Below are 10,605 nucleotides of genomic sequence, written 5' to 3' on the forward strand. Positions count from 1 at the left end.
AGCTTTGACTGTGCTGAGACATCGTCAGACTGTTGGCGTGTGTTAGCACAGGCAAGCTCTAGGGGGTAGCTGCTCGCAATTCATATCGTTGGCCGATTTTAGATCGCAGCTCAAATATCTAGCATTTATGCAGGTAAATGACGATGTGAGTTGCTGGCCGTTACCCACCCTTAACTAGGGGGTTGGTCTGGTTTGGAAAACTCCAGTATCCTGCCCTAGTATCGAGTAACTGGCACAGTGAAAGAATAGTGCTCTTTTGCGCGCGCACGTTCCGAAGTCGGAAGCGAACAGCTTCAAGGCTTCTGATGCTTGTGAAGGCGGATTGAGTGACCACAAAATTGTGGCTGCGAGAGTCGTGGCCACCTAGACCTCCAGGAGGACTAAAAGTGGCAAAGGCGAAGTTCGAGCGTACGAAGCCGCACGTCAACATCGGTACCATTGGTCACGTTGACCACGGTAAGACCACCACTACCGCCGCTATCACCAAGGTTCTGGCTGACAAGTTCCCGGACCTGAACGAGTCGTTCGCTTACGATGCCATCGATAAGGCACCGGAAGAGAAGGAACGTGGCATTACCATCAACGTTTCCCACGTTGAGTACCAGACGGAGAAGCGCCACTACGCTCACGTCGATGCCCCGGGCCACGCCGACTACATCAAGAACATGATTACCGGTGCTGCTCAGATGGACGGCGCAATCCTGGTTGTCGCTGCTACTGACGGCCCGATGCCGCAGACCCGCGAGCACGTTCTGCTGGCTCGCCAGGTTGGCGTTCCGTACATCCTCGTTGCACTGAACAAGTGCGACATGGTCGACGACGAAGAGATCATCGAGCTCGTCGAGATGGAGGTCCGCGAGCTGCTGGCTGAGCAGGACTACGACGAGGAAGCTCCGATCGTCCACATCTCCGCTCTGAAGGCTCTTGAGGGCGAAGAGAAGTGGGTCAACTCCATCCTCGAGCTGATGGAAGCTTGCGACGAGAACATCCCGGATCCGGTTCGCGAGACCGACAAGCCGTTCCTGATGCCGATTGAGGACATCTTCACCATTACCGGTCGCGGCACCGTTGCTACCGGTCGTGTTGAGCGCGGCGTTCTGAACGTTAACGACGAGGTCGAGATTCTGGGCATCAAGGAGAAGTCCCAGAAGACCACCGTTACCGGTATCGAGATGTTCCGCAAGCTGCTGGATTCCGCTGAGGCTGGCGACAACTGTGGTCTGCTGCTCCGCGGTACCAAGCGTGAGGACATCGAGCGCGGTCAGATCGTTGCTAAGCCGGGCGCTTACACCCCGCACACCGAGTTCGAGGGTTCCGTCTACATCCTGTCCAAGGATGAGGGCGGCCGTCACACCCCGTTCTTCGACAACTACCGTCCGCAGTTCTACTTCCGCACCACCGACGTCACCGGCGTCGTTTCCCTGCCGGAAGGTGTCGAGATGGTCATGCCGGGCGACAACGTTGACATGTCTGTCAAGCTGATTCAGCCGGTCGCAATGGACGAGGGCCTGCGCTTCGCTATCCGCGAGGGTGGCCGCACCGTCGGCGCTGGCCGCGTTACCAAGATCGTTAAGTAAGTCTTTTCCCCATAGGGGAAATGCTTTAACTTAAGTCTTAGAAGAATCCCGACTCCGCGTAAGCGGAAGTCGGGATTTTTTGTATCTGTACATAGCCGACACTAGACCGGGCGGGGCGGCGCAATAGCCGTCGTCAAGCAGACTGTGCCGTAATGGGTGTGATGTACGTTGCACTTTGGAATCGTGATTTTACATTCGTAGCCCGGACGTGCTTTAATACGGAGGTTGCTTTAACAAAGGCGTTCGCGCCAATTGTTGTATCAGGCCCAGCTGGGAACCAGTACGGAATTGGACATAGCGCCTATGGTAAGGCGAGCATGACCACGTAGGGAAGTTTCTTCCCAATCGTGCCTCACGGAGAAAACGGGCGACACGCCCGACCGCGGGGGTCGGAGGTGGCATGGCAAATTAACAGCGGCAGTAGGCAAATGAAGAGCCCCACGAGGGGGACTTGTTTTCCACTGGGATTTGAGTGCAAGGCGTTATTCGTCCGCTCGGGTCATGGCCATAAGTTAATTTGCCATGACGATCGAAGACGAAATCGCTTTGAAGTAATGCACAACCCAGTTTTGATTTCTGGCGCTGGCCATAGTTGCTGACGGCGTCGAGAAACATTGACAGGGTCGACGCCCCTTTAATTGGGGCGCGCCGACCGAGGAGAGGACAAGCGTGGCCGGACAGAAGATCCGCATCAGGCTCAAGGCCTACGACCACGAGGCTATCGACGCTTCTGCGCGAAAGATCGTGGAGACCGTTACCCGTACGGGTGCACGCGTCGTTGGCCCGGTGCCGTTGCCAACCGAAAAGAACGTTTACTGCGTTATCCGTTCGCCGCACAAGTACAAGGACTCGCGCGAGCACTTCGAGATGCGCACTCACAAGCGTCTGATCGACATTCTCGATCCAACGCCGAAGACAGTCGATGCACTTATGCGCATTGACCTTCCGGCAAGTGTCGATGTGAACATTCAGTGATCCTGGACTTTTGGTAGCGGAGACAAGATAAATGAGTGAAAACGAGATCAAGGGCATCCTGGGCACGAAGCTCGGTATGACTCAGATCTTCGACGAGGAGAACCGCGTTGTTCCGGTTACCGTCGTTGAGGCTGGGCCGTGCGTAGTGACTCAGGTGCGCACTAAGGAAACCGACGGCTACGACGCCGTCCAGATTGCATACGGCGAAATTGACCCGCGAAAGGTCAACAAGCCGGAGGCCGGCCACTTCAAGAAGGCCGGTGTGACCCCGCGTCGCCACAGCGTTGAGATTCGCACCCCGGACGCTTCCTCTTACGAGGTCGGCCAGTCCGTTGGTGTCGACATCTTCGGCGAAATTGAGTACGTCGACGTCACTGGTACCTCTAAGGGCCACGGCTTCGCCGGTGGTATGAAGCGCCACGGCTTTGCTGGCCAGGGTGCCGCTCACGGTAACCAGGCTGCTCACCGTCGTGTTGGTGGCATTGGCGCTTGCGCCACGCCAGGACGCGTCTTCAAGGGCAAGCGCATGGCAGGCCGCATGGGTAACGACCGGGTCACGACCCAGAACCTGAAGATCCAGAAGGTTGACGCTGACGCGAACCTGCTGCTCATCAAGGGCGCAGTTCCGGGTGCACGCGGCGGCCTGCTGGTTGTTAAGACTGCCACGAAGGGTGGTGCTCACGCATGACCAACCTCAAGCTAGACGTACACACCGCTGAAGGCGGCGTGAACGGTTCGGTTGAGCTTCCTGCTTCCGTGTTCGACGCGGAGGTGTCCATCGCCCTGATGCACCAGGTTGTTGTCGCACAGCGTGCAGCAGCTCGCCAGGGCACCCACAAGGTCAAGACCCGCGGTGAGGTTCGCGGCGGTGGCCGCAAGCCGTGGCGCCAGAAAGGTACCGGTCGCGCTCGTCAGGGTTCGATCCGTGCTCCGCACTGGACCGGCGGTGGCGTTGTCCACGGCCCGGTGCCGCGCGATTACAGCCAGCGCACCCCGAAGAAGATGATTGCAGCTGCTCTGCGCGGCGCACTCTCTGACCGTGCTCGCCACGACCGCATCCACGTTGTCGAGGAACTGGTCCCAGGCCAGACCCCGTCCACCAAGGCAGCTCGTACTTTCGTCGAACGTCTGACTGAGCGCCGCAACGTGCTCGTCGTTCTGCCGCGCGAGGACGTCAACTCGTGGAAGTCGGTTCGTAACCTGCCAGGTGTCCACATCCTGTCTGAGGATCAGCTGAACACCTACGATGTTCTGAAGGCCGATGACGTCATCTTCGCCGTTCAGGCACTCAATGACTTCATCACTCGCACCGCCGGTAAGGAGGAGAAGTAATGGCTACCATCGCAGATCCCCGCGACATCATTGTTGCACCGGTAGTGTCTGAGAAGTCCTACGGACTCATGGAGCAGGGCGTTTACACGTTCCTGGTCCACACCGACGCTAACAAGACCCAGATCAAGATCGCGGTCCAGGAGATTTTCGGTGCCAAGGTCGCTTCCGTCAACACCCTCAACCGTGAGGGCAAGCGCAAGCGTTCCCGCACCGGCTACGGCAAGCGCAAGAACACCAAGCGCGCCTACGTGACTCTCGCGGCCGGCAGCGATCCCATCGACATCTTCGGCGGTTCGGCAGCTTAGCCGCTAGCCGACGAGGAAGTTAAGGAAGAGCAAAAGTATGGCTATTCGTAAGTACAAGCCGACTACGCCGGGTCGCCGCCAGAGCTCCGTCTCCGAGTTCAGCGAGATTACTCGCTCGACTCCTGAGAAGTCTCTGCTGCGCCCGCTGTCGAAGACTGGTGGCCGTAACGTCCACGGTCACATCACCACTCGCCACAAGGGTGGCGGACACAAGCGCCAGTACCGTGTCATCGACTTCCGTCGTAATGACAAGGACGGCATTCCGGCAAAGGTCGCTCACATCGAGTACGACCCGAACCGTACCGCCAACATCGCACTGCTGCACTATGCAGACGGTGAGAAGCGCTACATCATCGCTCCGAAGAACCTGAAGCAGGGTGCCATCGTTGAGTCCGGCGCTAATGCCGACATCAAGGTTGGTAACAACCTTCCGCTGCGCAACATCCCGACCGGTTCCACTATTCACTGCGTGGAGCTCAAGCCGGGTGCTGGTGCACAGCTGGCACGTTCTGCTGGTGCTTCTATTCAGCTTCTCGGTAAGGAAGGCAAGTACGCAGTTCTGCGTATGCCGTCCTCTGAGATCCGTCGCGTCGACGCACGTTGCCGTGCAACCGTCGGTGAGGTCGGAAACCAGGATCAGATCAACATCCGTTGGGGCAAGGCCGGCCGTATGCGCTGGAAGGGCTGGCGCCCGACTGTCCGCGGTGTTGTCATGAACCCGGTCGACCACCCGCACGGTGGTGGTGAGGGTAAGACCTCCGGTGGTCGCCACCCGGTTTCCCCGTGGGGCCAGAAGGAAGGCCGCACCCGTAAGCCGAACCGTCCGAGCGACCAGCTGATCGTTCGTCGCCGTCGTACCAACAAGAATAAGAAGCGCTAAGGAGGGAACTGAGAATGCCACGCAGCCTTAAGAAGGGCCCGTTCGTCGATGAGCACCTCCTCGCGAAGGTCGATGCACAGAACGAGAAGGGCACCAAGCAGGTCATTAAGACCTGGTCTCGCCGCTCCACGATTCTCCCCGATTTCATCGGCCACACCTTCGCCGTTCACGACGGTCGCAAGCACGTGCCGGTGTTCGTGGATGACTCTATGGTCGGCCACAAGCTGGGCGAATTCGCCCCGACCAAGACCTTCAAGGGTCACGTCAAGGATGACAAGAAGGGACGTCGATAAGCCATGAGCAACGACATTACTTCTGCACGCGCAACTGCGCGCTTCGTCCGCGTTACTCCGATGAAGGCACGTCGCGTCCTGGACACCGTTCGCGGTAAGTCCGTCGACGAGGCATTGAACATCCTGGAGTACGCTCCGCAGGGTGCTGCTGATCCGGTCGCCAAGGTTGTTGCGTCTGCAGCTGCAAACGCTGAGAACAACTTCGGCCTGGACCGTCGTACTCTGGTCATCTCCGAGGCTTACGCCAACGAGGGACCGACCATGAAGCGCTTCCGCCCGCGTGCGCAGGGCCGTGCTTTCCACGTCCGCAAGCGCACCAGCCACATCACCGTGGTCGTCGAGAGCCAGAAGGAAGGTGACCGATAGTGGGACAGAAGATCCATCCACACGGTCTTCGCCTCGGTATTTCCAGCGACTGGAAGTCCCGCTGGTACGCCGACAAGCAGTACGCTGACTACCTGGCCGAGGACATCAAGATCCGCGATCTGCTGTCCACCGGTCTTGAGCGCGCCGGCATCTCCGATGTCGTTATCGAGCGCACCCGTGATCGCGTGCGTGTGGACATCCACACCGCACGCCCGGGCATTGTTATCGGTCGTCGTGGCTCCGAGGCTGACCGCATCCGCGGCCAGCTCGAGAAGCTCACCGGCAAGCAGGTTCAGCTGAACATCCTCGAGGTCAAGAACATTGACGCGGATGCGAAGCTGGTCGCTCAGTCCATCGCTGAGCAGCTCGCCAACCGTGTCGCTTTCCGTCGTGCAATGCGCAAGGCTATCCAGTCTGCAATGCGTCAGCCGCACGTCAAGGGCATCAAGGTTGTCTGCTCCGGTCGTCTCGGCGGTGCCGAGATGGGCCGCACCGAGCGCTACCACGAGGGTCGCGTTCCGCTGCACACCCTGCGTGCGGAGATCGACTACGGCACCCACGAGGCTCACACCACCTTCGGCCGCATTGGCGTCAAGGTGTGGATCTACAAGGGTGACGTGATCGGTGGCCGTCGCGAGTCCGAGATCAACGCCGGCAACGACCGCCAGCGTCGCGGCAACGACCGTCCGCGTCGTGGTGGCAAGCGTCGTCAGCGTGCATCTGAGAAGAAGGAGGGCTAATTCATGCTCATCCCGAAGCGCGTTAAGTTCCGTCGCCAGCACCGCCCGACCCGTTCTGGTATGTCCAAGGGCGGCAACAAGGTGACTTTCGGTGACTACGGTCTCCAGGCTCTCGAGCCGGCCTACATCACCAACCGTCAGATTGAGGCAGCGCGTATTGCTATTAACCGCCACGTCAAGCGTGGTGGTAAGGTCTGGATCCAGATTTTCCCGGACCGTCCGCTGACCCAGAAGCCACTGGGTGTTCGTATGGGTTCCGGTAAGGGCCCGGTCGAGAAGTGGGTTGCAAACGTCAAGCCGGGTCGCATCATGTTCGAGATGTCCTACCCGGACGAGGCAACTGCTGTCGAGGCACTGAAGCGCGCAGGCGCTAAGCTGCCGATTAAGACCCGAATCGTTCGGAAGGAGGATCAGTACTGATGTCGAACGGCATTCCCGCCCACGAGCTTCGCTCGCTGGATAACGATGACCTGGTTGCCAAGCTCAAGGAGTCTAAGGAGGAGCTGTTCAACCTCCGTTTCCAGAGCGCTACCGGTCAGCTGACCAACAACCGCCGTCTCCGCACTGTCCGCAAGGATATTGCTCGCATTTACACCGTTATGCGTGAGCGCGAGCTCGGCCTGTCTGCTGCACCAACCGATGGTGATGCAGCATGAGTGAGGAAAACATGAACACCACCGAGGCTGGCGCACGCAAGGTGCGCACCGGTTACGTCGTGTCCGACAAGATGCAGAAGACCATCGTCGTCGAGCTCGAGGACCGCAAGCAGCACGCCCTGTACGGCAAGATCATGCGCACGAACTCTAAGGTCAAGGCGCACGACGAAAACGAAGAGGCTGGCGTGGGCGACCGCGTCCGCATCGAAGAGTGCCGTCCGCTCTCCAAGGACAAGCACTACCGCCTGATCGAGATCATCGAGAAGGCTAAGTAAGACCCGTCAGCTGAGCAATCAGCTCGGGCTTTACGACGAGAACCCCGTCGCGGGAAACACGAAAGTGTTTTCTGTGGCGGGGCTTTGTTTTTTTAGAAAGCCATGTTCCTTCGTATTTCTAGTCCGCTCAGTCCAGGTTTGATGGGTTTTTATCTCTGATAGCATTGGCCAGGATTTGTGCTTTGTGAGGGGAGAAGTTCGGTGACTATTGACGTGACCAGGATTGATGATCGAGATCTCGAGTCCGCGCTTCGCTCACATGACGTGGCTACGCTGTCGCGGCTCTTAACTGATATTGAACCCAAGGCTGCCGCTCGAAAGATGCGCCGCCTCAGCCATGGGGAACGTGCGCTGTTCTACCGCACACTGCCGAAAGACACGGCGGTTGAAACCTTCGATGAGCTGAACTCGGCTCTGCAGGCGCACCTGATTGACAGCCTCCGTGATCCTGAAGTCACCGCAGTTTTCGCGGAGATGGAACCGGACGATCGAGCAGAGCTGCTCGACGAGCTTCCTGCGTCTGTCGCTGCAAAACTGCTTGCCGATCTGCCGGATGATGAGCGAGAGCTAACCAACATCGTCCTCGGTTACCCCGATGGTTCCATTGGGCGTCGGATGAGCCCGGAGCTGGTGTCGCTTCACGACGATATGACGGTGGGGGAGGCTCTGGAGACCGTCTACAAGCATCTGGATGATGCCGAATCCATCTACACGCTGCCGGTGTCGAACCGGAATCGTCGGCTGGTGGGAGTGGTTAGCCTTCGTGAACTGATGCGCGCCAGCAGTGATATCCATGTTGCGGCGATTTTGCGGAAGGCCGATTACGCAGAGGCGACCGAATCCGAAGAGAAGGTAGCCCGCATGTGCGCTGATCGTAAGCGCCTAGCTCTGCCGATCGTCGACAGCGAGCAGCGTGTTATCGGTCTGCTCACGGTGGACGACGCCCTCCGGATTCTGGAAGAGGCAGACTCCGAGGACCAAGCTCGTATTTCCGGTTCTGAGCCTCTGCGCTTGCCCTATCTCGCGACGCCCATTTTCGAGATTGTTCGCTCTCGCGTGGTGTGGCTGCTCGTGCTTGCTATCGGTGCAACATTGACCGTGCAAGTCCTAGAAACCTTCGAAGAGACTCTGTCTCAGATGGTAGTTCTCTCGGTATTCGTGCCGCTGCTGATCGGTACAGGTGGCAATACCGGTAACCAGGCTGCAACTACGATTACGCGTGCGTTGGCGCTGGGGGATGTCCAACCCCGCGATATATTCAAAGTCATTCTCCGCGAGGTGAGAGTCGGTGCCTTCCTCGGTTTATTGCTTGGTACTCTCGGCCTGCTATTGGCTGGCTTGGTTTACGGCTGGGACATCGGCCTAGTGATTGGCCTGACGCTGCTGGGTATTTGTACTCTCGCGGCAACTGTCGGTGGCATCATGCCGCTAATCGGTAAGAAGTTCGGCATCGACCCAGCCGTCTTCGCTAACCCGTTCATTACCACTCTTGTCGATGCCTCCGGTCTGATCATCTACTTCCTGATCGCTAAGTCAGTATTGGGAATCTAGTCCCGTCGCGCAGGGGACGTCGGCGGTATAGAAAAGAGACCAACTACGCCATAATGGTGGCCATGAGCAATGGCACCCACAATCACCGCACTTGGAAAGAAATTATCGCCGCCGATCCGCAGCATTCCCGCCGCTACGCCAACCGCTGGCGGGGATTCGTGCGCGAGGGCCGCGATATTGACGGCGAGGCGCGGTTGGTGGATGCAATGGCGCCACGCCACGCTCGAATCCTGGATGCCGGCTGTGGGCAGGGGCGCGTCGGCGGTTACCTGGCGAAGGCTAGTCATCGAGTCGTCGGTGTCGACGTCGACCCCTATCTCATCGACGAGGCAAAGCGACAGTTCCCGGACGCGACGTGGTTGGTAGGGGACTTGGCGCAGCTGCCGCACGTGCTTGACGACGGGCTGGAGAACACACCCCACGATGACACGGCATCCGCCTTCGACGTCATCATTTGCCCCGGCAATGTGCTGACTTTCGTAGCGCCAGAAGACCGCGCGAAAGTACTGCAGGGCTTCGCGGAGGTGCTGAATCCGGAGAACGGTCGTGCCATTATCGGCTTCGGTGCTGGCCGTGGCTGGGACTTTGCGGATTTTGAAACGACTGCGCAGGAGGCTGGGCTCACCGTGATTCAGCGTTATTCCACGTGGGATCTTCGTCCCTTTGACGGTGAGTCTCAGTTCCTGGTTGCAGTGCTTGAGCGAGCTAAATAGAGCGGACTAAGTAGCGCTGACTAGGAATCCTTAGCCAGCAATTCTTCAACCTCAAGCTTGGCCGGCGGCTGCGCTCCCTTGCGGGACACAGTGATGGCAGCCGCGGCGGCCGCATAGTGCAGAATCTCGCGCCACTGGTCCGTTGATACCGAAGTCAGGTCAGCGGCCGTCAGGCCTCGTTCCTCAATTTGCGCTAAAAGTGCGCCCATAATTGTGTCCCCAGCACCGATGGTGTCAACGACATTCGCGTTGACGGCTGGGACATCGATGCGGTTTCCGTCGGCAAGCAAAGTGAGCCCATCGCCACCTCGGGTGATGACGGCGGCCGGAACTTTAGTCAGCTCCTCTTCGCCAAGGAACTCGACTTCCTCATCCGAGAGCTTCAACAAATTGACGTAGGGGAGCAAGCCCATGAGGAATTCGCGGTGTGCATCCGTTGCGTACATGGGGCGAATGTTCGGGTCCAAAGCGACTAGGGTGTCGTTGGCTGCGAACTGCTTGAGCAATTCCGCGTATCGGCTGGCACCCGGTTCCAGCGCCAGCGACAGCGTGCCAAAACATGCGATATTCGCATCGATGAGCTTCGGCTCCACAAGTGGGGTGGCCGTGCCGTCGGTGTAAAAGGTGTATGTTGCAGAGCGATCGTCGTGGATGGTGGTTACCGCCAGAATGGTCGGCTCTGGGCCACGCTGAACGTAAGTGGTGTCGACCCCTTCGGTTTCCAAGTGCTTGACCAGCTCATTTCCGAATCCATCCGTAGACAGGCGGGACTGGAAAATAACATCCGCACCGAGGCGAGAGGCCGTGACCGCGACGTTGTAGGGACCCCCGCCTAGCGCTGGCACGTGGTTATTGAGGCTGCCAGGAGATACCGGAACGAGGTCAACCAGACCTTCGCCGCAAACACAAATAGCCATGACTTCAATAATATCGGGGGGGGGG

General features: G+C 58.7%; 15 protein-coding genes. 14 read left to right on the forward strand and 1 reads right to left on the reverse strand.

Going from position 1 to position 10,605, the window contains the following annotated elements; translation table 11 throughout:
- Positions 1-386 precede the first annotated feature (386 nt).
- The 14 genes from tuf to HMPREF2681_RS09300 all read left to right on the forward strand — a co-directional run bounded on the left by tuf (position 387) and on the right by HMPREF2681_RS09300 (position 9,663).
- A complete protein-coding gene (tuf, locus tag HMPREF2681_RS09235; RefSeq protein ID WP_049170037.1) occupies positions 387-1,577 on the forward strand; it encodes an elongation factor Tu in 1,191 nt (396 codons plus the stop codon).
- 669 nt (positions 1,578-2,246) lie between these two features.
- A complete protein-coding gene (gene rpsJ, locus HMPREF2681_RS09240; RefSeq protein ID WP_003938093.1) occupies positions 2,247-2,552 on the forward strand; it encodes a 30S ribosomal protein S10 in 306 nt (101 codons plus the stop codon).
- 31 nt (positions 2,553-2,583) lie between these two features.
- The gene (gene rplC, locus HMPREF2681_RS09245; RefSeq protein ID WP_005509762.1) at positions 2,584-3,240 is read left to right on the forward strand and encodes a 50S ribosomal protein L3; all 657 of its coding nucleotides are present in this window, start codon (positions 2,584-2,586) and stop codon (positions 3,238-3,240) included.
- On the forward strand, positions 3,237-3,884 hold the full coding sequence (rplD, locus tag HMPREF2681_RS09250) for a 50S ribosomal protein L4 (protein WP_016422055.1): 648 nt from the start codon (positions 3,237-3,239) through the stop codon (positions 3,882-3,884). The genes rplC and rplD overlap by 4 nt, the downstream gene beginning before the upstream one ends.
- Positions 3,884-4,189, forward strand: a complete 306-nt coding sequence (rplW, locus tag HMPREF2681_RS09255) for a 50S ribosomal protein L23 (protein ID WP_005509869.1) — start codon at positions 3,884-3,886, stop codon at positions 4,187-4,189. Before rplD ends, rplW begins: the two co-directional genes overlap by 1 nt.
- Positions 4,190-4,226: 37 nt before the next feature.
- Positions 4,227-5,069: a 50S ribosomal protein L2 gene (rplB, locus tag HMPREF2681_RS09260; RefSeq protein WP_016422056.1), complete on the forward strand. Its 843-nt coding sequence runs from the start codon at positions 4,227-4,229 to the stop codon at positions 5,067-5,069.
- A gap of 14 nt (positions 5,070-5,083) precedes the next feature.
- Positions 5,084-5,362: a 30S ribosomal protein S19 gene (rpsS, locus tag HMPREF2681_RS09265; RefSeq protein ID WP_005509882.1), complete on the forward strand. Its 279-nt coding sequence runs from the start codon at positions 5,084-5,086 to the stop codon at positions 5,360-5,362.
- A 3-nt stretch (positions 5,363-5,365) separates the two neighbouring features.
- Positions 5,366-5,728, forward strand: a complete 363-nt coding sequence (rplV, locus tag HMPREF2681_RS09270) for a 50S ribosomal protein L22 (protein WP_005509775.1) — start codon at positions 5,366-5,368, stop codon at positions 5,726-5,728.
- A complete protein-coding gene (gene rpsC / locus HMPREF2681_RS09275) occupies positions 5,728-6,468 on the forward strand; it encodes a 30S ribosomal protein S3 (protein WP_016422058.1) in 741 nt (246 codons plus the stop codon). The genes rplV and rpsC overlap by 1 nt, the downstream gene beginning before the upstream one ends.
- Before the next feature lie 3 nt (positions 6,469-6,471).
- Positions 6,472-6,888 (forward strand): 50S ribosomal protein L16, encoded by a 417-nt coding sequence (gene rplP, locus HMPREF2681_RS09280; protein WP_016422059.1) that lies wholly within the window; start codon positions 6,472-6,474, stop codon positions 6,886-6,888.
- Positions 6,888-7,124 (forward strand): 50S ribosomal protein L29, encoded by a 237-nt coding sequence (gene rpmC / locus HMPREF2681_RS09285; RefSeq protein ID WP_005509851.1) that lies wholly within the window; start codon positions 6,888-6,890, stop codon positions 7,122-7,124. Before rplP ends, rpmC begins: the two co-directional genes overlap by 1 nt.
- Positions 7,121-7,399, forward strand: coding sequence for a 30S ribosomal protein S17 (gene rpsQ, locus HMPREF2681_RS09290; RefSeq protein ID WP_042388398.1), 279 nt, complete (start codon positions 7,121-7,123; stop codon positions 7,397-7,399). Before rpmC ends, rpsQ begins: the two co-directional genes overlap by 4 nt.
- A 201-nt stretch (positions 7,400-7,600) precedes the next feature.
- Positions 7,601-8,950 carry a magnesium transporter gene (mgtE, locus tag HMPREF2681_RS09295; protein ID WP_070546902.1) on the forward strand — a complete coding sequence of 450 codons (1,350 nt, stop codon included), beginning with the start codon at positions 7,601-7,603 and terminating at the stop codon, positions 8,948-8,950.
- A gap of 53 nt (positions 8,951-9,003) precedes the next feature.
- A complete protein-coding gene (locus HMPREF2681_RS09300; protein ID WP_016422062.1) occupies positions 9,004-9,663 on the forward strand; it encodes a class I SAM-dependent methyltransferase in 660 nt (219 codons plus the stop codon).
- Positions 9,664-9,683: 20 nt separating this feature from the next.
- Here the strand turns inward: HMPREF2681_RS09300 and HMPREF2681_RS09305 are convergent, their stop codons facing one another.
- Complete coding sequence (locus HMPREF2681_RS09305) at positions 9,684-10,580, reverse strand: carbohydrate kinase family protein (RefSeq protein WP_070546905.1); 897 nt, start codon at positions 10,578-10,580, stop codon at positions 9,684-9,686.
- Positions 10,581-10,605 lie beyond the last annotated feature (25 nt).

Origin of the sequence: Corynebacterium sp. HMSC064H12 (assembly GCF_001809925.1) — a bacterium.
GTDB lineage: Bacteria > Actinomycetota > Actinomycetes > Mycobacteriales > Mycobacteriaceae > Corynebacterium > Corynebacterium jeikeium_D.

Bases quoted from the DNA above. Each gene is read 5' to 3' on its own strand.
- rpmC (WP_005509851.1), top strand. From the start codon at position 6,888: ATGTCGAACGGCATTCCCGCCCACGAGCTTCGCTCGCTGGATAACGAT.
- rplD (WP_016422055.1), top strand. From the start codon at position 3,237: ATGACCAACCTCAAGCTAGACGTACACACCGCTGAAGGCGGCGTGAAC.
- HMPREF2681_RS09300 (WP_016422062.1), top strand. From the start codon at position 9,004: ATGGTGGCCATGAGCAATGGCACCCACAATCACCGCACTTGGAAAGAA.
- rplB (WP_016422056.1), top strand. From the start codon at position 4,227: ATGGCTATTCGTAAGTACAAGCCGACTACGCCGGGTCGCCGCCAGAGC.
- rplP (WP_016422059.1), top strand. From the start codon at position 6,472: ATGCTCATCCCGAAGCGCGTTAAGTTCCGTCGCCAGCACCGCCCGACC.
- rplV (WP_005509775.1), top strand. From the start codon at position 5,366: ATGAGCAACGACATTACTTCTGCACGCGCAACTGCGCGCTTCGTCCGC.
- rplW (WP_005509869.1), top strand. From the start codon at position 3,884: ATGGCTACCATCGCAGATCCCCGCGACATCATTGTTGCACCGGTAGTG.
- rplC (WP_005509762.1), top strand. From the start codon at position 2,584: ATGAGTGAAAACGAGATCAAGGGCATCCTGGGCACGAAGCTCGGTATG.
- rpsS (WP_005509882.1), top strand. From the start codon at position 5,084: ATGCCACGCAGCCTTAAGAAGGGCCCGTTCGTCGATGAGCACCTCCTC.
- rpsQ (WP_042388398.1), top strand. From the start codon at position 7,121: ATGAGTGAGGAAAACATGAACACCACCGAGGCTGGCGCACGCAAGGTG.
- HMPREF2681_RS09305 (WP_070546905.1), bottom strand. From the start codon at position 10,580: ATGGCTATTTGTGTTTGCGGCGAAGGTCTGGTTGACCTCGTTCCGGTA.